The 20,384-nt window shown below is 67.8% G+C and carries 23 protein-coding genes; 5 read left to right on the forward strand and 18 right to left on the reverse strand.

The features are described 5' to 3' along the window. Positions 1 to 47 precede the first annotated feature (47 nt). Positions 48 to 1,022 carry an alpha/beta fold hydrolase gene (locus tag EER27_RS13695; RefSeq protein ID WP_123088691.1) on the reverse strand — a complete coding sequence of 325 codons (975 nt, stop codon included), beginning with the start codon at positions 1,020 to 1,022 and terminating at the stop codon, positions 48 to 50. A gap of 92 nt (positions 1,023 to 1,114) precedes the next feature. Here EER27_RS13695 and EER27_RS13700 point away from each other — a divergent pair, with 92 nt between their 5' ends. Continuing rightward, a complete protein-coding gene (locus EER27_RS13700) occupies positions 1,115 to 1,603 on the forward strand; it encodes a hypothetical protein (protein ID WP_223807342.1) in 489 nt (162 codons plus the stop codon). A gap of 379 nt (positions 1,604 to 1,982) precedes the next feature. Here EER27_RS13700 and EER27_RS13705 read toward each other — a convergent pair whose 3' ends face one another. The 7 genes from EER27_RS13705 to putP all read right to left on the reverse strand — a co-directional run bounded on the left by EER27_RS13705 (position 1,983) and on the right by putP (position 10,216). Continuing rightward, complete coding sequence (locus EER27_RS13705) at positions 1,983 to 3,275, reverse strand: adenylosuccinate synthase (RefSeq protein ID WP_123088693.1); 1,293 nt, start codon at positions 3,273 to 3,275, stop codon at positions 1,983 to 1,985. 221 nt (positions 3,276 to 3,496) lie between these two features. Further along, positions 3,497 to 4,366 (reverse strand): protease modulator HflC, encoded by an 870-nt coding sequence (gene hflC, locus EER27_RS13710; RefSeq protein ID WP_123088694.1) that lies wholly within the window; start codon positions 4,364 to 4,366, stop codon positions 3,497 to 3,499. Then, positions 4,363 to 5,475, reverse strand: a complete 1,113-nt coding sequence (gene hflK, locus EER27_RS13715; RefSeq protein ID WP_123088695.1) for an FtsH protease activity modulator HflK — start codon at positions 5,473 to 5,475, stop codon at positions 4,363 to 4,365. Before hflK ends, hflC begins: the two co-directional genes overlap by 4 nt. 326 nt (positions 5,476 to 5,801) lie before the next feature. Then, complete coding sequence (gene hflX / locus EER27_RS13720) at positions 5,802 to 7,127, reverse strand: ribosome rescue GTPase HflX (protein ID WP_123088696.1); 1,326 nt, start codon at positions 7,125 to 7,127, stop codon at positions 5,802 to 5,804. A 30-nt stretch (positions 7,128 to 7,157) separates the two neighbouring features. Then, entirely contained in the window at positions 7,158 to 7,442 is a 285-nt protein-coding gene (gene hfq, locus EER27_RS13725; RefSeq protein ID WP_123088697.1) for an RNA chaperone Hfq, read from the reverse strand. A gap of 187 nt (positions 7,443 to 7,629) precedes the next feature. After that, positions 7,630 to 8,544 (reverse strand): tRNA (adenosine(37)-N6)-dimethylallyltransferase MiaA, encoded by a 915-nt coding sequence (gene miaA, locus EER27_RS13730; protein ID WP_223807343.1) that lies wholly within the window; start codon positions 8,542 to 8,544, stop codon positions 7,630 to 7,632. Between the two features lie 151 nt (positions 8,545 to 8,695). Continuing rightward, the gene (putP, locus tag EER27_RS13735) at positions 8,696 to 10,216 is read right to left on the reverse strand and encodes a sodium/proline symporter PutP (RefSeq protein ID WP_123088699.1); all 1,521 of its coding nucleotides are present in this window, start codon (positions 10,214 to 10,216) and stop codon (positions 8,696 to 8,698) included. 283 nt (positions 10,217 to 10,499) lie between these two features. Here putP and EER27_RS13740 point away from each other — a divergent pair, with 283 nt between their 5' ends. Then, the gene (locus EER27_RS13740) at positions 10,500 to 10,913 is read left to right on the forward strand and encodes an ExbD/TolR family protein (protein WP_190285807.1); all 414 of its coding nucleotides are present in this window, start codon (positions 10,500 to 10,502) and stop codon (positions 10,911 to 10,913) included. A 597-nt stretch (positions 10,914 to 11,510) separates the two neighbouring features. Here EER27_RS13740 and EER27_RS13745 read toward each other — a convergent pair. From EER27_RS13745 to rlmE, 6 genes are all read right to left on the reverse strand, one after another. Then, a complete protein-coding gene (locus tag EER27_RS13745; protein ID WP_123088701.1) occupies positions 11,511 to 11,834 on the reverse strand; it encodes a type II toxin-antitoxin system RelE/ParE family toxin in 324 nt (107 codons plus the stop codon). Beyond that, complete coding sequence (locus EER27_RS13750; protein ID WP_123088702.1) at positions 11,822 to 12,079, reverse strand: type II toxin-antitoxin system prevent-host-death family antitoxin; 258 nt, start codon at positions 12,077 to 12,079, stop codon at positions 11,822 to 11,824. Before EER27_RS13750 ends, EER27_RS13745 begins: the two co-directional genes overlap by 13 nt. A gap of 58 nt (positions 12,080 to 12,137) precedes the next feature. Further along, positions 12,138 to 13,037 carry a dihydropteroate synthase gene (folP, locus tag EER27_RS13755; RefSeq protein WP_123088703.1) on the reverse strand — a complete coding sequence of 300 codons (900 nt, stop codon included), beginning with the start codon at positions 13,035 to 13,037 and terminating at the stop codon, positions 12,138 to 12,140. A 1-nt stretch (position 13,038) separates the two neighbouring features. Beyond that, positions 13,039 to 13,194 (reverse strand): glycine zipper domain-containing protein, encoded by a 156-nt coding sequence (locus EER27_RS17160; protein WP_190285808.1) that lies wholly within the window; start codon positions 13,192 to 13,194, stop codon positions 13,039 to 13,041. Between the two features lie 71 nt (positions 13,195 to 13,265). Next, positions 13,266 to 15,167, reverse strand: coding sequence for an ATP-dependent zinc metalloprotease FtsH (ftsH, locus tag EER27_RS13760; protein ID WP_123088704.1), 1,902 nt, complete (start codon positions 15,165 to 15,167; stop codon positions 13,266 to 13,268). A 124-nt stretch (positions 15,168 to 15,291) separates the two neighbouring features. After that, positions 15,292 to 15,924, reverse strand: coding sequence for a 23S rRNA (uridine(2552)-2'-O)-methyltransferase RlmE (gene rlmE, locus EER27_RS13765; RefSeq protein ID WP_123088705.1), 633 nt, complete (start codon positions 15,922 to 15,924; stop codon positions 15,292 to 15,294). An 81-nt stretch (positions 15,925 to 16,005) separates the two neighbouring features. On the opposite strand from rlmE, the gene yhbY reads away from it, so the two are divergent. The 3 genes from yhbY to EER27_RS13780 are packed head-to-tail and all read left to right on the forward strand — an operon-like array spanning position 16,006 to position 17,346. Beyond that, entirely contained in the window at positions 16,006 to 16,311 is a 306-nt protein-coding gene (gene yhbY, locus EER27_RS13770; protein WP_123088706.1) for a ribosome assembly RNA-binding protein YhbY, read from the forward strand. Between the two features lie 35 nt (positions 16,312 to 16,346). Continuing rightward, on the forward strand, positions 16,347 to 16,721 hold the full coding sequence (locus EER27_RS13775) for an Mth938-like domain-containing protein (RefSeq protein WP_123088707.1): 375 nt from the start codon (positions 16,347 to 16,349) through the stop codon (positions 16,719 to 16,721). Between the two features lie 4 nt (positions 16,722 to 16,725). After that, the gene (locus EER27_RS13780; RefSeq protein WP_190285809.1) at positions 16,726 to 17,346 is read left to right on the forward strand and encodes a D-Ala-D-Ala carboxypeptidase family metallohydrolase; all 621 of its coding nucleotides are present in this window, start codon (positions 16,726 to 16,728) and stop codon (positions 17,344 to 17,346) included. 2 nt (positions 17,347 to 17,348) lie between these two features. Here the strand turns inward: EER27_RS13780 and EER27_RS13785 are convergent, their stop codons facing one another. Genes EER27_RS13785 through surE form a run of 4 tightly spaced genes read right to left on the reverse strand, consistent with a single transcriptional unit; the run spans position 17,349 to position 20,256 of the window. Further along, positions 17,349 to 18,164 carry a peptidoglycan DD-metalloendopeptidase family protein gene (locus EER27_RS13785; protein WP_223807344.1) on the reverse strand — a complete coding sequence of 272 codons (816 nt, stop codon included), beginning with the start codon at positions 18,162 to 18,164 and terminating at the stop codon, positions 17,349 to 17,351. Beyond that, positions 18,161 to 18,778, reverse strand: coding sequence for a YqaA family protein (locus EER27_RS13790; protein ID WP_123088710.1), 618 nt, complete (start codon positions 18,776 to 18,778; stop codon positions 18,161 to 18,163). Before EER27_RS13790 ends, EER27_RS13785 begins: the two co-directional genes overlap by 4 nt. Before the next feature lie 9 nt (positions 18,779 to 18,787). Beyond that, positions 18,788 to 19,465, reverse strand: a complete 678-nt coding sequence (locus EER27_RS13795) for a protein-L-isoaspartate(D-aspartate) O-methyltransferase (RefSeq protein ID WP_123088711.1) — start codon at positions 19,463 to 19,465, stop codon at positions 18,788 to 18,790. Next, positions 19,462 to 20,256: a 5'/3'-nucleotidase SurE gene (gene surE, locus EER27_RS13800; protein ID WP_123088712.1), complete on the reverse strand. Its 795-nt coding sequence runs from the start codon at positions 20,254 to 20,256 to the stop codon at positions 19,462 to 19,464. Before surE ends, EER27_RS13795 begins: the two co-directional genes overlap by 4 nt. Positions 20,257 to 20,384: the final 128 nt, after the last annotated feature.

Raw genomic sequence — 20,384 nt, forward strand, 5'->3', positions numbered from 1 at the left:
TACGCGGTGCCATCCGCGGTGGTTTGCGCCTCACGTCGCCTTGCGCATTACCTGGCGGCGTCCGCCTGCTGCGCCCAGCTCTTCACGTCGCTGCGGCCATCGAGGAAGGGCAGCACCGCCGACACCAGTCGCGGCGAGGCGAAGATCTCGTAATGCGTCAGGTCCGGCAGGATCGCCAGGCGATTGCGCGACATCGCCTCCCGCCCCCAGCCGGCATCCCGCAGTCCACCGCCGAGCAGCTGGTAGAACGCCACCTCGTGCTCGGGACGGAGCATGTCGCCATCGCCGTAGACCAGCATCACCGGCATCGTCAGCTTGGCCACGTCGGCCGACCAGTCGTACTTGGCGCGCATGAAGTCACCTACCACCCCGAGCAACCGCGGGAACTCCTCCACCTTCGGCGCCACCGCGGCATACGAGGCGTACATCGGCGTGCCCGCCATCATCGGTGCCATCGCCGGGGTCAGGGCGTTCTGCTGCACGCGCACATCCGCGTAATAGCCTTCGTCGGAAAACGCCGTCGACACCATCACCAGTCGCCGCACCTGAGCTGGGTTCTGTGCCGCCATTCGAAACGCCACGCCACCGCCGAGCGAGTACCCCAGTACGTCGACCTGCGTGTAGCCCAGCTTGCGCACCAGTGCCGCCATGTCGTCGCCCATGTCCTGCAATCGGAACGACCGTTCGCCCAAGGCCGTGTGTCCATGCCCCTGCAGGTCGACGGCGATCACCTCCCGCCCTGCAACCAGCGATTCCAGCACTGGCCCGAACATGGCGATCGACCCCAGCCCGCCATGCAACAGCAGCAGGGGCTCCCCCTTTCCGCGAACCTCGTAGTAGTAGTCCACGCCGTTGATGGCCAACCGACCCGAGCGCGTCGGCGCAGTCGCCGTGGCGGCCGCCGCGCCGGTTGCGACGGGCGACGTTGCGGGCGCGGGGGCCGTCGTGGGTGCGGCAACCGCCGCTACGGACAGGGCGGCGCCAAGGCACGCAACCAACGCCATCGAGATGATCCTGGACATACTGTTCTCCTGTGATTGGCCGGCAACCCGGCTGGGGGATTCACAAGTACGACGGTTGACGGTGGCGCGGATCGACAAGACCGCATGAAAATTTGTCCGCCCAGCTCGCCTGGCCGAAGATGACGTCATGCGCGCCGGTACGACATCGCGCATTTGCCCTGACACAGATGTTTGGCGACCCAGCAAGGTTCAAGGATGACCCAATGCAAACCCCATACTTGATTGCAGCAGTTCTGGCGGCGGTAACGGGCCTGGCACACTCGGTGCTTGGCGAGACCCTCATTTTTCGACACCTCCGCGATGGTCGTCTGGTGCCCGCACGGCGTGCGCCACCGCTTCGCGAGCGCCACGTTCGAATCCTCTGGGCCACGTGGCACCTGGCCTCGTTTTTTGGCTGGGCGTTCGCAGGCGTTCTGTTCCAGCTGGCGATTGGCCGCCCGATGTCCGCTTCGCTCGTGGCTGGTGCCATCGCCATGGCCTACCTGGGTGGCGCGGTGCTTGTGCTCGTCGGCACCAAGGGACGGCATCCCGGGTGGATCGCACTCACGGCAGTGGCGGCGCTGACGGCAAGTGCCACCTGACCGTTCATTCCAACCGATGCCGCTTCGCGGACAGCTGGTTTACGGGCGATGGCCCGGCGGCTGGGCGGGGGCCTGATTCGGGCGCCAGGCGCCAGAGTTGTAGGGCGCATTAGCCGGAGGCGTAATGCGCCGCGGGACGCGCGATAAAGTTGCATCTGGACGCAAACCAATCCGGCGCAATGCCCTTCGGTTATTGCGCCCTGCGAGATCTGGCGAAACTGCCGGGACGGCAACAAAAAAGCCCCGCCAGGCGGGGCTTTGGTTATTGCTGAGTTCCTGCCGAGCTCCTGCTGACCATATCGCCGCGATCTGCCGCGCGGCCGTGCCGGGTTTCGCTGCGCTCAACCCGGCCTATGGCGTGGACGGTCGGCGTGGGCGCTCAGGCCCACGGATCTCGCAGGGTCATGGTCGCTTCGCGGCCCGGGCCGGTGGAGACCATGGCCAACGGGCAACCCGACAGCTCTTCCAGCGCGCGCAGGTACGCGCGTGCGGCCGCCGGCAGCTTGCCCCACTCGGTGATGCCGGCGGTGGATTCGGTCCAACCCGGGAATTCCAGGTAGACCGGCTCGCACTCGTCCCAGCCCTGCGCGTCCAGCGGGGCGTACTCGGTCTGCTTGCCGTGGTACTTGTAGGCCACGCACAGCTTGAGCGTCGACATGCCGTCGAGGATGTCGAGCTTGGTGATGCACAGGCCGTTGATGCCGTTGATGGCGACGGCGCGCTTGAGAGCCACCAGGTCGATCCAGCCGCAACGGCGGGGACGGCCGGTGGTGGCGCCGTATTCCTGGCCGCGGTCGCGGATGCCCTGGCCGACTTCGTCGTTGAGCTCGGTCGGGAACGGGCCGCCGCCCACGCGGGTGGCGTAGGCCTTGGCGATGCCGAGCACGTAGTCGATCGCGTCCGCGCCCACGCCGGTGCCGGCAAGCGCGCCACCGACGGTGGTGTTGGACGAGGTGACGTACGGATAGGTGCCGTGGTCGATGTCCAGCAGCGAGCCCTGCGCACCTTCGAACAGCACGCGCTTGCCCTGCTTGCGCAGGTCGTGAAGGATCCCGGCGACGTCGGACTTCATCGGCTGCACGTACTCGCCGAATTCCAGGGCCTCGTCGAAGGTCTGCTGGAAGTCGACGGCGTCGACGCCCAGGTACTTGGTCAGCACGAAGTTGTGGTAGTCCAGCGCGGTGCGCAGCAGTTCTTCGAGCTGCTTGGGGTAATGCAGGTCGGCCACGCGGATGCCACGGCGCGCCACCTTGTCTTCGTATGCCGGGCCGATGCCACGACCGGTGGTGCCGATCGCCTTGCCGCCGGCGGCCTTCTCGCGGGCCTGATCCAGGGCGATGTGGTACGGCATGATCAGCGGCGTGGCTGGGCTGATCTTGAGGCGCGAACGCACTTCGACGCCGGTGGCTTCGAGTTCGGCGATTTCCTTCTTCAGCGCCGCCGGGCTCAGCACCACGCCGTTGCCGATCAGGCACAGCGCGCCTTCGCGCAGGATGCCCGACGGGATCAGGTGCAGAACGGTCTTCTTGCCGTTGATCACGAGGGTGTGGCCGGCGTTGTGGCCACCCTGGAAACGCACGACCGCGCCGATTTCCTCGGTCAGCAGGTCGACGATCTTGCCCTTGCCTTCATCGCCCCACTGGGCACCGAGAACGACGACTGACTGACCCATTGCAACACTCCTGGAAGATGGACCGCGCGTGGCGGCCGGTCTGGCGGTGGGCGCGGGGCCCGGGGAACCGCAGACGCACAAAAGCCGGAGGGATCGTCCCGTCCGGCTTTTGTGGATTATCCGGGTTTTCTGCCGTCCCGGCCACCCTGACCGGCCGCATTCGTCGGGTCGTGGTCAGGTAACGGGGCCGGCCGGGACCGCTGGATCGCGCCGGCGGCGCCTCAGCGGTCGCTGCGCAGGTACTGCAGGAACGGGTCGTTCTGGTCGAGCACGATCACGCCCTGGCCGTCCTTGAACGAGTGACGGTAGGCCTCCAGGCTGCGCTGGAACGCATAGAAGCCCGGGTCCTTGTTGGCCGCCGCGGCGTAGGTCTTGGCGGCCAGGGCGTCGCCCTCGCCGCGCAGGCGCTGGGCGTCGCGCTCGGCCTCGGCCAGGATCACCGCGCGCTCCCGCTCGGCCTGGGCCTGCAGGATCTGCGCCTGCTCGTCGCCTTCGGCGCGAAGCTGGCTGGCAACCTGTTTGCGCTGTGCGCTCATGCGCTGGTAGACGTCCTGGATCACCCGGCTGTCGGTGGGCAGGTCGATCTGCTTGATGCGCAGGTCGATGATGCGCACGCCCACCGTGCTGGCGCCCTTGTTGATCGCATCGAGCTGGCGGGCGATGACCGAGGCGCGATCACCCGACACCACCTGCTGCAGCGTGCGCGCGGCGATCTCGTTGCGCAGCGAGTCCTTGATGATCGGTGCAAGCCGGTCGATGGCCACGCTCTCGTCGCCACCGGTGGCGCGGTAGAACGCACGCACGTCCTGGATCTGGCCGATCGCGAAGAAGTCGACGCTGACGTCCTTGCGCTCGGAGGTCAGGTAACGCTCGGGGGCGGTCTGCAGCACGGTGAGGCGCCGGTCGAACACGCGTGCGGTCTCGACCAGCGGAAACTTGAGGTGCAGGCCGGGCTTGAGGTCGGCGCGTGCGACGCGGCCGAGATTGAGCACCATCGCGGTCTCGCCCTCGGCGACCACGAACACCGAACCCAGCAGGGCCATCAGCACAGCGACCGCGGTGGCGATCCAGAACGGCAGGGGCAGTCTCATCGGGAGATCTCCTCACGGCCGGTCGGGCGCGTCGGTCGACTGGTACGGGCGGGTCGGGAGGGTTCGGGCTCGCTGGCGGTTACCGTCGGCGACAGCACTTCCGGCGGCAGCAGCGGCGCGTTGCCGGCGGCGCCCGTGGGGTTGCCCATCGGCACGTAGATCAGCTGGCGCGAATCACCGCCGACCACGGTGCGGTTGCCGGCCAGCACTTCCTGCACGGTCTCCAGCCACAGGCGCTTGCGGGTGACCTCGGGCGCGTTCTGGTACTGGTCGGCCAGCATCGAGAAGCGGTCGGCGTCGCCCTGGGCGCGCGCCACCGCGGCGGCGCGATAGCCCTCGGCAACGGTGCGGACGCGGGCCGCCTGGCCGCGCGCTTCGGGCACCACCTTGGCAGCGTAGGCCTTGGCCTCGCTGATCAGGCGGTCCTTGTCCTGCTGCGCGCTGTTGACGTCATCGAACGCGGGCTTGACCTCTTCCGGCGGACGCGCGTTGGCAAGGTTGAGTTCGGTCACGACCAGGCCCGTGCGATACGCATCGAGCGACTTCTGCAGCTGCGCCTGCGCGGTGGCGGCCAGTGCGTCGCGTGCGCCCAGCACGAGATCGAGGGTGGAGCGGCCAACCTGCTCGCGCACGGTGCTGAGCGCGGCCTGCTCGAGGACCTGCTGGGCACTGCGCGTTCCGAACAGGAACAGCTTGGGATCGGCGATGCGGTACTGGACGTTGATTTCGACGTTGACGATGTTCTCGTCCTGCGTCAGCACCGGCACGTTGCTGCTGAAATTCTTGATCTCGGTGGCGTTGACCTTGGTGACGCGCTCGATCGGCCACGGCGCCTTGAAGTGCGGACCCGGCTGCAGCACGCGGGCGAATTCGCCGAAGCGCAACACCACGCCGCGCTGTTGCTCGGTCACCAGCACGAAGCAGTTGAACAGCAACCACAGGCCCAGCACGATCGCGATCCAGCGACCAATGCCACCACCGCCATCGCCGTCGAACAGGCCGCGCAGCGGATCGAGCACCACGTCGAGCGGGTTGCCGCCGGTCTTCCTGCGGGGCGGGCGACCTTGGCCGTCGCCGGGGGAATTGCTGCCAGGGGTGTTCCAGGCCATGCCTGCTCCAGTTGGGTGCCATCCGCCGCAGGCCGGAAGCCGGGCCGCGGGCCAGCGGGTGGACGCCCGGACGGACCGGGATGGCCCATGCGGATTCCATTGCGTGCCGTCGCCGGATTGGCAGCAGGCAGGCTTGATTCTAGGTGGGGGTTACGGCCACCTCAAGCAAGGGGCTTGTGTGGATCGGATGGGGATCGATTGGGTATCGATATGGCGCCGCCGCAACGTCGGATTGCAAGTGCCCAAAGGGTGGCGCGACCGTCCCGACCGTCCGCGCAAGCCAGCGGGCAGCCTCCCCCTGGCAAGGGCGGGCGGCGATGGGCGTCCTATTCCGGTTCGGGCAGCGGCGGCAGCGAGTCGAGCAAGGGGCCCAGTGCCTGGCCATGGGCCTGCACATACAGGCGCTGGGCATCGGCCTCGGCCAGGTCCACCTGCAGCAACCAGCCGTGTTCGTCGCCCTGCTCGCTGCGCACCGCGCCAAGCTCGTGCAGGCGTGCGCGCAGGCGGGCCGCAGCGGGCGGCAGGCGCAGTTCGCCGCGCAGGCGACGCAGCTGCAGCGCCTCGCCGAGCGCGTCGCGCAGCAGGCCCATGCCGGTGCCGTCGCGCGCCGACAACCACACGCGCTGGTGGCCCTCGCCCGGGTGGTCGTGGCGCGGCTGCATGCCTTCGGGGCGGTCGCCTTCGAGACGATCGATCTTGTTGAACACCAGCACCTGCGGGATGTCGCCGGCACCGATCTCGCCGAGCACCTCGTCGACTTGGCGGATGCGTTCGTCGCGCAGCGGATCGGCCGCGTCGACGACGTGCAACAACAGGTCGGCCTCGCGTGCCTCGGCCAAGGTGGAGCGGAATGCAGCGACGAGGGCGTGCGGCAGATCGCGAACGAAGCCGACGGTGTCGGCCAGCACCACCGCGCCGCCGGAAATCTCGATGCGACGCACGGTGGGATCGAGCGTGGCGAACAACTGGTCGGCGGCGTATGCCTCCGCGCCGGTCAACGCGTTGAACAGCGTCGACTTGCCGGCGTTGGTGTAGCCCACCAGCGCGACACGCGGCAGCTCGCTGCGCACGCGTGCGCGACGCATCTGGGTGCGCTGCACTTCGACTTTCTCAAGCCGCTTCTGCAGCGATTCCAGCCGCTGCTGCAGCATGCGGCGATCCATTTCGAGCTGGGTTTCACCCGGGCCACGCAGGCCGATCGAACCGCCGCGCTGGCGCTCCAGGTGGGTCCAGCCGCGCACCAGGCGCGTGGAGGTGTGCTTGAGCTGGGCCAGCTCGACCTGCAGCTTGCCTTCGAAGCTGCGCGCACGCTGGGCGAAGATGTCCAGGATCAGGCCGGTGCGATCGACCACGCGGCATTGCAGGAAGCGCTCGAGGTTGCGCTCCTGGGTTGGCGACAGCGGGTGGTTGACCAGGATCAGGTCGGCGCCGGTGGCGGCAACGGCGGCCTTGATCTCCTCCAGCTTGCCGCTGCCGATCAGCGTGGCCGCATTGGGGCGATCGATGCGCGCGGTCAGCACCGCGGCGATGGTCGCCCCGGCGGAACGGGCCAGATCGGCGAACTCCTCGAGCAGGCCCTCGTCCGGCGGCCCGCCCGCGTGCGGCTGGATCAGCAGCGCGTGCTCGCCCTTCTTGGAGCGTTCAAAGAACACGCGCGCACCTGCCCTTCACTTCGGTTGCGGTCATTCGACCTCGTCGGCCGCCTGATCGGCGTTGCCGTTGCCGTCGCCCGGCTGCACGTAGCCACCGCCCGGACCCACACGCACATTACGCGCCGGGACCACGGTGGAGATGGCGTGCTTGTAGACCATCTGACTGACGGTGTTGCGCAACAACACCACAAACTGGTCGAACGACTCGATCGTGCCTTGCAGCTTGATGCCATTGACCAGGTACACCGAAACCGGGACGCGTTCCCGACGCAGTGCGTTCAGAAACGGGTCCTGCAAAGATTGCCCTTTCGACATCGCTATGTTTCCCCAGCTTGGTTTCTAGTTATGGGCGGGGCCATCAGGCGGCCCTCCGCATCGCCGGCGGTTGTCCCCACCGCGACGATGGGCCGATGGTACCGCATAGGTGTGACCGGGCGCGGTGCCGGGTCTGCCGATTGCGGCGCGACCAGTTGCCGCGCCCCACCCCGGCGCCTCGATCGGGTCAGATGAACGCGCTGAGCGCGGCGTCCAGCTCGGCCCGCTGGCGCTGCGGATCGAACTGGCGCGCATCGAGTTCGCCACGCAGCCAGGTCAGCTGGCGACGGGCCAGCTGGCGGGTGGCGAAAATGCCCTGGTCGCGGAAGGTGGCCGCGTCGATGCGGCCGTCCAGGTGCTCCCAGGCCTGGCGGTAGCCGACCGCACGCATCGCCGGCAGGTCCAGCGGTCGCGGGTGCGATCGCAACTGTGGCAACGCGCGCAGGCCGCGCACTTCGTCGAGGAAGCCGCCGGCGAGCATCGCGTCGAAACGCTGCTCGATGCGCTGGTGCAGCAGCGCGCGCTCGTGCGGCACCAGCACCAGTTTCAGAACGCGACACGGCAGGCGCGCCTGCGGGCTTGGCGCATCCCGCCAGTCGCTGATCGTTCGGCCGGAAAGCCGGTAGACCTCGAGCGCGCGCTGGATGCGCTGCGCGTCGGTGGCGTGGATGCGCGCGGCGGCGCGTGGGTCGATCCGGGACAGCTCGGCGTGCAGCGTCGCCCAACTGCGCTCGCCGGCTTCGGCCTCGATCTGCGCTCGCACCGTCGCGTCGGCCTCGGGCATCGCCGACAGGCCCTGCAGCAGGGCGTGGAAGTACAGGCCGGTGCCGCCGGCGAGGATCGGCACACGACCGCGGGCGACGATGCCGTCGATGGCCGCGCGCGCGTCGCTGGCGAACTCGGCCGCCGAGTACGGCTGCCAGGGATCGCGCACGTCGATGAGGTGGTGCGGCACCGCGGCCAGTTCGTCGGCGCCGGGCTTGGCCGCACCGATGTCCAGGCCGCGGTAGACCAGCGCCGAATCGACGCTGACGATCTCGCCTCCCAGTCGCGCCGCCCAGTCCAGCGCCAGCGCGGTCTTGCCCGAGGCGGTGGGGCCCATCAGCGCGATCGCGGGGGGACGGCGTTGCGAGGAGTCATCACGCGATGGGCTTGCTTCGGGCAGGCGCGCCACTGGCACGCCGGGCGCCGTGGTCTGGCCCTGCGGGCCGGAACCGCCCGCACCTGTCGCCGCCGTCATTCCCCTGCCCGCCTCAGTAGCCGTTCTCATGCAGTGTCGCGCGCACCTGGTCGTGGGTGACCTGCACCGCGTCGGGCGGCTGCCGATCCAGGCGGCTGACCACGATGATCGCGACGGTCGCCGCGATGAAACCCGGCACCATCGAATACAGCGCGCTGCCGCTGAGCTCCCAGGCGATCACGGTGATCGCACCGGCCAACATGCCGGCCAGCGCGCCGTTGCGGGTCATGCGCTTCCAGCCCAGCGACAGCAGCACCACCGGCCCGAACGCCGCGCCAAATCCGGCCCAGGCGTAACTGACCAAACCGAGCACGCGGCTTTCGGGATCGCGCGCTATCGCGATCGCGACCAGCGACACCACCAGCACCATCGCCCGACCCACCCAGACCAGCTCGCGCTGGCCGGCCTGCTTGCGCACGAAGCCCTTGTAGAAGTCCTCGGTCAGTGCGCTGGAGCACACCAGCAGCTGGCACGACAACGTGCTCATGATCGCGGCCAGGATCGCCGACAGCAGCACGCCGGCGATCCACGGGTTGAACAGTTGCTCGGCCAGCACGATGAACACCCGCTCGGGATTGGCGTGCACGGTGGCGGCCTGGGCCGGATGGCCCGCGAAATAGGCGATACCGAAGAAGCCGGTGGCGATGGCGCCGGCCAGGCAGGCGATCATCCAGGTCATGCCGATGCGGCGCGCCTTGGGGATGGTCGCCAGGCTGTCGGCGGCCATGAAGCGCGCCAGGATGTGCGGTTGGCCAAAGTAGCCCAGGCCCCAGGCCATCGCCGACACCACCGCAATCACCCCGCCGCTGCCCACCCAGGCCAGGCGCGATTGCAGGGCTTCGGTCGACAGTGCCTGGCGGGCCAGGTCGGCCTGCGCGATGAGGTCCAGGCTGGAATCCACGCCACCGCTGCCCAGCACCACCGCGATCGGCGTCAGGACCAGCGCGAAGATCATCAGCGATGCCTGCACGGTATCGGTCCAGCTGACCGCCAGAAAGCCACCGATCAGGGTGTACAGGATCGTCGCGGCCGCACCCAGCCACAACGCCTGCGCGTACGGCACGCCGAACACGCTCTCGAAAAGCCGCGCACCGGCGACGATGCCCGACGCGCAGTACACCGCAAAGAACACCAGGATCACCAGCGCCGACAGGATCCGCAGGATGCGCTGCCGGTCGGCAAAGCGATGGGTGAAATAGTCGGGCAAGGTGAGCGCATTGCGGGTGCGCTCGGTGTAGACGCGCAGCGGGCCGGCGACGAAGCGCCAGTTGGCCCAGGCCCCGAGGATCAGGCCGATCGCGATCCAGCTCTCGGACAGGCCGGAGACGAACATCGCGCCGGGTAGGCCCATCAGCAGCCAGCCGCTCATGTCCGAGGCGCCGGCCGACAGCGCGGTGACCAGGCTGCCCAACGAGCGGCCGCCGAGGATGTAGTCGTCGAAGCTGCGCGTCGAGCGCCACGCCAGGAAACCGATCAACACCATCGCGGCGAGGTAGATGGAGAACGTGATGAGCAAAGGCGTACTGGCGGTCATTCGGTGGCACCGGCGTCGTGGGCAGCCCCGGTGGCCGTCCCCGCGCGAAGCTTAGCCTGCCACCCGCCCTTCCCGGCCAGCGGCCGTGCGCGCGCCGGCCGGGTCCGATGCCGTTGTGCACAACGGCTGTGGACAAGACCCGGTACCAGGCTGTGGACAGAATGCTGCGCGGCCGGCGCAGCAAGGGTCGCCGGCTGATTGGCCAAAATTTCACCAGCCGACTTGCCGACGCCCAGCCCGTGCCCCCATGATCGGACGCCACCACCCACCGCAGGCGTCCGACATGTTCCTGCAAGCCAACGCCTCCCACATGCCCGAAGCCAGGATCAACGTGGTCCCGATGGTCGCGGTGCTGGCCGCGCTGATCGTCGTGGTGCTGGTGGGTGGCATGCCGCGCACGAGCGCGCCGCTGGCCTCGATCAATCACCACGGTTGCGTTTCTGGACACCCTGGCATCGAACGGCTGGAACTGACGGTGGTGGCAGACGGCATGGTGCGCGCCGATGGCCGCAACGTTCCCATCGCGGACCTGGCATCGGCCGTTCACCTGGACCCCAAGGCGCACGATCTGAGCAAGGCCATGGTGACTATCCGGGGTGAAGGCGAGGTCGAGTACGACGCTGTCATGCAGGTGGTCAACCAGCTCCGGGGGCTGGGCCTGCGCGACGATCAGCTGCTGCTTGCGCCGCGCATGTAGCCATGGCTCGAGCGCGCTCCTCACGGAAGTCGCGCCGCCGCAGAAGTCAAGGAATATCGCTGGCCAATTTTTCGCCATACAGGCCACAGGCCTTTCCAGGCCTTGGTTTGCAGGTTGTATCCACAGCTTGATGCGGATGCTTGTCCACAGCCACTGTGCACAACCGCGGCGAACCAGCGTGATCAAAAATTAGCCAACCCACTTGCAATGCCCGCCCAGCCTGGCGCTCGGCGCGTTATCCACAAGTTGGGCGCAACGTTTGTCCACAGAATCTGTGCACAAACGCACCGGACGAGGCTGGTGAAAATTTCGCCATACCACTTGCAATGCCCGCCCCGCCTGGCTCTCAGCGTCTTATCCACACGCTGGCCACAACGCTTGTCCACAGGATCTGTGCACAAGCGCATTCGACGGGGCTGGTGAAAGTTTCACCACACTACTTGCAATGCCTGCCCTGCCTGGCTTTCAGCGCCTTATCCACACGCTGGCCACAACGCTTGTCCACAGGATCTGTGCACAAGGCGAGCCTCGAATGCCTCGCAAGTCATTGATGCGTGGTCGAGACGGTTTGCTCGATGAGGCCAATGCGACGGATGTTCATCCGGCCCGGGCGGGCTTCCGACGCGCGGCGAGCGCGCTTTCGCGCAGCAGCCGCTCGGTGCGCATGACATGCAGGATGAACACCCGCTGCCCGTCGTGGCGGTAGAACACCCGGCACGTCGGTTCGACGATCTGCCGGTAGCGCGATCGCGGGATTTCCCTGGGCCTGCTGCCGCTCTCGGGATGGTCGGCCAGTTGCCCCACGTGAGCAAAGACGCGGCGAACGAAGTCGGCAGCTGCAGCAGGATTTTCCAGCGCGATGTAGTCCGCGATGGCATCGAGATCACTCAGTGCCGGCTCCGACCAGACTATTTCAGCCATCGGGCAAGACGCGCCTTCGCTTCGGCATGCGTTGCAACACGGCCTTCGGCGATCGCCATCTCGCCACGGGCAATGCCCTCCAGCACGCTCATGCGTTGCTGCATCAGCTCAAAACTCTCGACATCGACGAGGTAAGCACTGGGTAGGCCGTGCTGGGTAATCAGGATCGGCTGCCGGTCCCGCTCGATATCGGAGAGCAGTTCGGTCGCCTGTCGCTTCAACGTGGTGACGAGCTCGGTACGCATGAAGTGACACTAAAGTAGCACCACGCTCCGCACAAGTGCCGTGGGCAATCCCTTGGGGCTACTCGTCGTCCGGCCAGCGGATCGACGCCTTGCCGGTGGCGGTGCGCGGCAGAGCCTGCGCGTCGACCGCCTGCCAGACCTTGAGCGCGTCGACAGTGGCGGCGACATCGTGCACACGCACGATGCGCGCTCCGCGTTGCACCGCGACCAGGTGCGCGGCCACCGAGCCGTGCACGCGATCTCGCGGCTGCTCGCGCCCGGTCAGCTCGCCGATGGTGCGCTTGCGCGACAGCCCCGCCAGCAACGGAACACCCAGCTCGGCGAAGCGACCCAGCTGGGCCAGCAGTGCGAGATTGTGCTGGCTGCTCTTGCCGAAGCCGAACCCGGGATCGACGACGAGGTTCTTCTTGGCGATGCCGGCCATCTCCGCCGCAAAGATGCGTTGGGTGAGGAAGCGGTGCACCTCGCCGACCACATCGTCGTACTCGGGTGCGGCCTGCATCGACCCTGGCTCGCCCAGCATGTGCATCAGCACCACCGGCACGCCCAGTTCCGCAGCGGCATCGAGCGCCCCGTCGCGACGCAGCGCGCAGACGTCGTTGATCATGCCGGCGCCGGCGGCGACTGCGGCACGCATGACCTCGGGCTTGGAGGTATCGACGCTGATCGGCAACGCGGTTTCGCGGGCGAGCCGCTCGATCACCGGAATCACACGGCGCAGTTCCTCCTCCACGCCAACCTCTTCGGCGCCGGGACGGGTCGACTCGCCGCCGATGTCGAGGATGTCAGCTCCCTCGCCCGCCAGCTGCAGGCCATGCGCGACGGCCGCTTCGAGCGTGTCGTGCGCGCCACCGTCGGAAAACGAATCGGGGGTGACGTTGACGATGCCCATGACCCGCGCGCGATCGAGAACCAGCAAGCGTCCGGCGCAATCGAGCTGCGGCGAGGTGTCGAACATCTCAGCCGCCCTTCCGCTTTTCGGCCAGGGTCAGCGCCGCGCCGATGCCCACGCCAATCCCGATGCCCATGGCGAGATTCTTCATCGCCAGGCCGACCGCGACCCCCAGCGCCAGGCCAATGGGTATCCAGCGGGAAGGTTGCTTCGTCGAGGGCATGCGCGCGTCCATGAAAACAGAAAAGGCCAGAGCGGACTCTGGCCTTTTCCTGTTGGCGTGGCAACGTGGGATCAAGTCTGGGCGGCGGGTCCGCCGATCGCGCCCGGACGACCGCGGTCATCCTTGGAAGTGCGGCCCGACTTGATCCAGTCCGTCGGCAGACCCGGTTCGCGACCGGCCATGATGTCGTCGATCTGCTTGGCGTCGATGGTCTCGTACTGCAGCAGCGCCTCGGCCATCACATGCAACTTGTCCATGTTGTCCTTGAGGATCTGCGTGGAGGTCCCGTAGGCCTTGTCGAGGATGTTGCGCACGACCTCGTCGATCCTGCGCGCGGTCTCGTTGGACACGCTCTTGTGCTGGGTCACCGAACGGCCGAGGAACACCTCGTCGTCCTCCTCGCTGTAGGCGATCGGGCCCATTTCGTCGGACAGGCCCCACTTGGTGACCATGTTGCGGGCCATCTTGGTGGCGCGCTCGATGTCGTTGGAGGCACCGGTGGTGACCTTGTCCGCACCGAACACCAGCTCCTCGGCGACGCGGCCGCCGTACAGCGAACACAGCTGCGACTGGATCGCGGTGCGGTTGTAGCTGTACTTGTCGCCCTCGGGCAGGTACATCGTCACGCCCAGCGCGCGGCCGCGCGGAATGATGGTGACCTTGTAGACCGGGTCGTGCTCGGGAACCATGCGGCCGACGATCGCGTGCCCGGCCTCGTGGTAGGCGGTGAGCTTCTTCTCGTCCTCGCTCATGGCCATCGAGCGGTTCTCGGTGCCCATCATGATCTTGTCGCGGGCCTTGTCGAAGTGCTCCATGCGCACTTCCTTGGCGTTCTCGCGCGCGGCGAACAACGCCGCTTCGTTGCACAGGTTGGCCAGATCGGCGCCGCTGAAGCCCGGCGTACCGCGCGCGATCGTCATCGGCTCGACATCGTCGGCCAACGGCAGCTTGCGCATGTGCACCTTGAGGATCTGCTCACGACCGCGCACGTCAGGCAGGCCCACCACGACCTGGCGGTCGAAGCGGCCCGGGCGCAGCAGAGCCGGGTCGAGCACGTCGGGGCGGTTGGTGGCGGCGATCACGATCACGCCTTCGCCGCCTTCGAAGCCGTCCATCTCGACCAGCAGCTGGTTGAGGGTCTGCTCGCGTTCGTCATGGCCACCGCCGAGGCCGGCACCGCGATGGCGGCCGACCGCGTCGATCTCGTCGATGAAGATGATGCACGGCGAGTGCTTCTTGGCCTGCTCGAACATGTCGCGCACGCGGCTGGCGCCGACGCCGACGAACATCTCGACGAAGTCCGAACCGGAGATCGAGAAGAACGGCACCTTGGCTTCGCCGGCGATGGCACGCGCGAGCAGGGTCTTGCCGGTACCCGGCGGGCCGACCATCAGCACGCCACGCGGAATCTTGCCGCCGAGCTTCTGGAAACGGGTGGGGTCGCGCAGGAACTCGACCAGCTCGCCCACTTCCTCCTTCGCCTCGTCGCAACCGGCGACGTCGGCCAGGGTGACCTTCACCTGGTCCTCGCCCTGCATCTTGGCGCGCGACTTGCCGAAGCTCATCGCGCCCTTGCCGCCACCCTGCTGCATCTGGCGCATGAAATAGACCCACACGCCGATCAGCAGGATCATCGGCAGGAAATTGATCACGATCGTCCAGAACAGCGAACGGCCGGAAGACGGCGGCGCCTGCTCGATCGCGACCTTGTGGTTGATCAGCTCGTTGACCAGATCCTTGTCGCCCGGGGAATAGGTCAGGAACTTGGTTCCGTCCTTTCGCTCGCCGGTGATCGTGGTGCGGTCATCGTTGATCTGCACCTGCTTGACCTGGTCGCCCTGCACCTGCTGCACGAACTGGTCGTAGGCAAGTTCATTGCTGCCGGCGGTGCGCGGACCGAACGCCTGGAACACCACCATCAGCACGACGGCGACGATTACCCAGATCAGCAGATTCTTGGCCAAGTCGTTCATTTAGTGAGATCACCTGTTGCCCCGCAGGGCGAAAAAACCGCTGGTCCACCAGGTACGTGGCGGTTCCGGGACGGGCCAACACGCGCCTTGTTGTCCCTTGCCTGAGCCACGAACCCAAAATACGTCACTTCATCACCGCGCGCTTGGCCAGGGCCAGCGCGTACACCTCGGGCGAACGCTTGCGCGAGGCCTCCGGTTTGCGGATCACCACCTTGTCGTAGCGGCGCCGCAGTTCCTTCACGTAATCGTCGAAACCCACGCCCTGGAACAGCTTGATCAGGAAGTTGCCCCCCGGACGCAGGTGCTGGTCGGCGAAATCCATGGCCAGCTCCGACAGGTACATCGCACGCGGCATATCCACCGCATCGACACCGCTCTTATTGGGGGCCATATCCGACAGCACAAGGTCCACGGGCTGGCCACCAAGCATCGCCACCAGCTGTGATAGCACCTCATCCTCCCTGAAATCCCCATGAAGGAAGTCGACGCCGGCCAGGCTGGGCATCTCCAGGATGTCCAGCGCGATGACCCGGCCGCTGTCGCCCAGCGCCTGCCGAACCCATTGCGACCAGCCTCCGGGGGCAGCCCCGAGGTCCACCACGACCATGCCGGGTCGGAGCAGGCGGTCGCGTTCGACCAGCTCTTCGAGCTTGTAGGCGGCGCGCGAACGCAGCCCCTCGGCCTTTGCCTTCTTCACGAAGGGGTCGGAGAAGTGCTCCTTGAGCCAGCGCTGGCTGCTTTTGCTGCGAGTGGCCATACGGGCGCGCGGGGCGCGGCTCGGGTCGTGGGGGGCGGCCATGATACCCTGCGTGCCCCCTTGCTCCCGCTCCCGTGCCCGATGCCGACCGTCTTGACCTCCGCCCAGACCCGTTTCCTGCGAGGCCAGGCGCATGACCTCAAGGCCATGCTTCAGGTTGGCGGCAAGGGCATCACCGACACGCTGGTGGCCGAAGTCGACCTCGCGCTGGAGCACCACGAGCTCATCAAGATCAAGGTTGGCGCCGAGGACCGCGAGGCCCGCGACGCGATGATCGCCGAGATCGCCACGCGTACCAACGCCGCACTGGTGCAGCGTATCGGCCATACCGCGGTGCTGTACCGCGAGAGCCGCGAGAAGCGCCAGATCGTGCTGCCGCGCGGCTGACGCCACCGTCCCACCGCCGTCACGGGCATGCCGGCATGCAGCTGACCCTCGAACGTCCCGACTACGAGTTCTTCCTGCGCGGTGCCGATGGCAACGCGGCGCTGGTCAACGACCGCCGCCTGGAGGCGAGCTTCGTCCTGTCGCCCCACTCGCTGGTCGAGAGCTGGCCAGTGCGCGATGCAGGCGCGCTGGACGTCGCCGGGCTCGCGCCCATCCTCGAACAGCAGCCGGAAGTGATCCTGCTGGGAACTGGCGCGAACCAGATCTTCCCGCCTGCGGCCGTGCTGGCCGCCTGCCTGGGTCGTGGCATCGGCATGGAAGTCATGACCAATGCCGCCGCCGCGCGCACGTTCAACGTGCTGGCCGGCGAAGGCCGCCGTGTGGTGGCGGCATTCATCCTGCCAGGCTGAACGGGTGCGCCTGATCGCCGTCTGCGTGGCGATTCTCGCCATCGCCAATTGCAGCGCACCACCCGCGCCCTCGGCTGCCGACCGATATGAACGCTGGCTGGCCGCGGGTCACGTCGCGCAATCGGCCGCCTACTCGCGGCAACTACGGCAGCACGGGCTCGATGGGGTCGTCCCGATGAGACAGTTGCTACGCAGCGGTCGCCGGTGGCGGCGCTGCGCCGTGGACGAATTCGCGCTGCCGCCGCCGGCGGCCTGGCCGTCGATGCGTCCCACGCTGGTGCTGGTCCGAGATCTCAGCCGGGCTGGCGTGTTGGTTAAGCCGCAGGTCGCGTCCGGATTCCGGACGGCGGCATTCAACCGTTGCGAAGGCGGCAGTTCGCGCAGCCGCCACCTGACCAACAACGCGCTCGATTTCGACCTGGGCCGAGAGGTCTCCGTTGCGGACCTGTGTCGCTACTGGCGCAAGCACGGAGCGGCACGACGGTTCGGACTGGGCTTCTACGGCAGGCGGCAGATCCACGTCGACACGTCCGGATTCCGCACCTGGGGCCACGACTACACGCGCGCTAGCTCGCTGTGCGTCACCTCGTCCGCCGGCACGGGCAAACCGACGAACGGGGGCTGAGGTCAGCGTCGCGGCAGTTGCTGCAACGGATCGACCGGCTTGCCGTTGTACCGGACCTCGAAATGCAGCATGTCGCGCGAGGCGCCGCTGCGGCCCATCTCCGCGATCTGCTGACCGGCCTTGACCACCTGGCCCTCGTTGACCATGCGGCTGCGGTTGTGGCCGTACGCCGAAAGCCACTGGTCGTTGTGCTTGATGATGATCAACTCACCGTAGCCGACCAGGCCGGAACCGGAATACACCACCACGCCGTCACCGGCGGAACGCACCTGGGCGCCGCCGCGACCGGCGATGTCGATGCCCTGCCGGGTGGGGTCTCCGGAGACGAACCCGTTGACCATCTGGCCCTCGGCCGGCCACTGCCAGCGAATGCCACTGCTGGCCGGAGCGGCAGGCGGTGTGGACGGACGCGTGGACGGCTGCGATGCAACGGGTGCGGCCGGCGTGGTGCCCGGGCGCGACGGCGCGGTGGCGGTGGACGACCCGCTGCTCGCACGCGGCGGCGGCGTCGCGTTGCCGTCCTGCGGATACAGGCGCAGGCGCTGGCCGGGGTAGATCGTGTACGGCGCGGCGAGTCGGTTCCACGACGCCAGGTCGAGCACGCTGACGCCGTTGCCGCTGGCGATCTTGTAGAGCGTGTCGCCGCGCTGCACCACGGTGCTGGCGCCGTACTTCGGGGCCGACACGACCGTCGGCGCACGCGTGCCGCCGGTGACGGTGCCGGAACCGGTCTCGCGGACCACGGTGCTGGAACACGCCGCGAGTGCGGTGGCGATTGCCAGCGAAAGGAGGATGCGGGTGCGGGGGAGTTTGCTCATGCGCCTTGTTGTGCCTTCCATATCAGCCAAGCCAGACCAGCCAACAGCAATGCCATGGCCGCCCACCCGATCGGTTCGATGTAACGGCGCAGCGCCGCTTCGGCACGCTCGCCGCCAAGCCGGATCGCCAGCGCGATGAGGTAGACGCGCTTGCCGCGACCCACCGCCATGCTGGCAAGGAAAGGTAGCAGCGGCACGCCGACGATGCCCGAAGCCCAGGTGAATATCTTCAGCGGGATCGGTGTGAAGCCCGCCAGCACCAGCAGCCAGAACGCCTGCCACGGCGAACGCGCGGCAATCTCGCGCAGCTGCGTCACCTGCGCCTCGATGCGATCGATCCAGCCAAGCATTTCGAACAGCGGCTTCACCAGCTCGAACGCGTAGTGACCCAGCAGGTAGCCCAGCACCGCGCCGAACAGTGACCCGCCCAGGCTCAGGCTGGCGAACCAGAAGCCGCGCCGCGGTTGCGACAGTGCCATCGGTGCCAGCATCACTTCCGGCGGGACCGGGAATACCACGGCCTCGGCGAAGCTCAGGCCGGTCAGCAATGCTGGCGCATGCCGATGACGGGCCCAGACCAGGGCGCGCTCGTAAAACGGTCCGAATAACTTCAAGCGATGTCCTCAGTCGATCAGGCCGGACAGCAAGGGCACGAACACCACCGGCGCCAGTACCTGCTGGCTCACGTTGCCGTCGGCATCCTTGAGCAACCTGACGAGGGATTGTGACGAACTGCCACCGACCGGCGCGATCAGGCTGCCGCCGGGAGCGAGCTGTGCGGTCAGTGCATCGACCAGTGCCGGCGCGGCGGCGGTGACGATGATCGCGTCGAACGGGCCGTTCTCGGGCCAGCCGATGCGGCCGTCGTCGTGTTTGCTGCGGATGTTCATGCCGAGCTGGCGGAACCGCTTGCGCGCGACGCGCAGCAACTCGCCGATGCGCTCAACGGTGTGTACCTCGAGCCCGAGCGCGGCGAGGATGGCGGCCTGGTAGCCCGAGCCGGTGCCGATCTCCAGGACCTTGCTGGGCTGCGTCTGCAGCAGCGACTCGGTCATGCGCGCGACCACCCAGGGCTGGGAGATGGTCTGGCCGTGGCCGATCGGCAGCGCGGTGTCCTCGTAGGCACGCATCGCCAGCGCTTCGTCGACAAACAGGTGCCGCGGGACGGTGCGGATGGCGTTGAGCACGCGCTCGTCGGCGATGCCGTGGTCGCGCAGGCGCTCGACCAGGCGGTCGCGCACGCGCTGCGATGTCAAACCCGAGCCGATCGCCTCGGGTTGCAGGCGCATGCGCAGGCTCATGGCGCCACTCCGTCGGCCTGCGGCTGCAGCGATGCGGCGAGTCCGCCGACCCAGCTGGCGACCTGCTCGAGTGCCTGGTAGCGCGTCAGGTCGACCTTGATCGGCGTGATCGAGATGTGGCCGTTGCGCACGGAATGGAAATCGGTGCCGGGGCCGGCGTCCTGTTCGGGACCGGCCGCGCCGATCCACCACCACTGGCGGCCGCGCGGGTCGGTCTGCGGGACGCAGGCTTCGGCGCGATGGCGGTTGCCCAGCCGGGCGACTTCGAAGCCGGCGATGTCGCCCCACGGACGGTCGGGCACGTTGACGTTGAGGATGGTGTCGGCCGGCAGCGGATCGGTGCGCAGCCTGGCGATGATCTCGACCGCCGCGCGCGCGGCGGTTTCGTAGTGCCGGCCCACGTGGTCGGCGGTGGCCAGCGACACGGCCACCGCGGGCAGGCCGAGGAAGCGCCCTTCCATGGCCGCGGCGACGGTCCCGGAATAGATCACGTCGTCGCCGAGGTTGGCGGTGTTGTTGATGCCCGACACCACGATGTCGGGTTCGACATCGAGCATGCCGGTGATCGCCACGTGCACGCAGTCGGTCGGGGTGCCAAACACGCGCCAGGTTGCCGCGTCCTGCTGCACCACCCGCACCGGCATGTCGAGCGTCAGCGAGTTGCTCGCGCCGGAACGGTCGCGGTCGGGCGCGACTACCAGCACCTCGTGGCCGGCGGCACGCAGGCCTTCGGCGAGGATGCGGATGCCGGGGGCGTCGACGCCGTCATCGTTGCTGACCAGAACTCGCATGGTTTCCCTAGATGGCTTCCGCGGGAATGACTTCCGAACGGAGTGGAGTGCCCGGTACCGACGCGGTGCGGGCGGGGGTTTCGGGGCATGGCAGGCTTGCGCCACCACCGCGACGATCGCGGCGACAA

The organism is Montanilutibacter psychrotolerans (assembly GCF_003719825.1).
Lineage (GTDB): Bacteria > Pseudomonadota > Gammaproteobacteria > Xanthomonadales > Xanthomonadaceae > Montanilutibacter > Montanilutibacter psychrotolerans.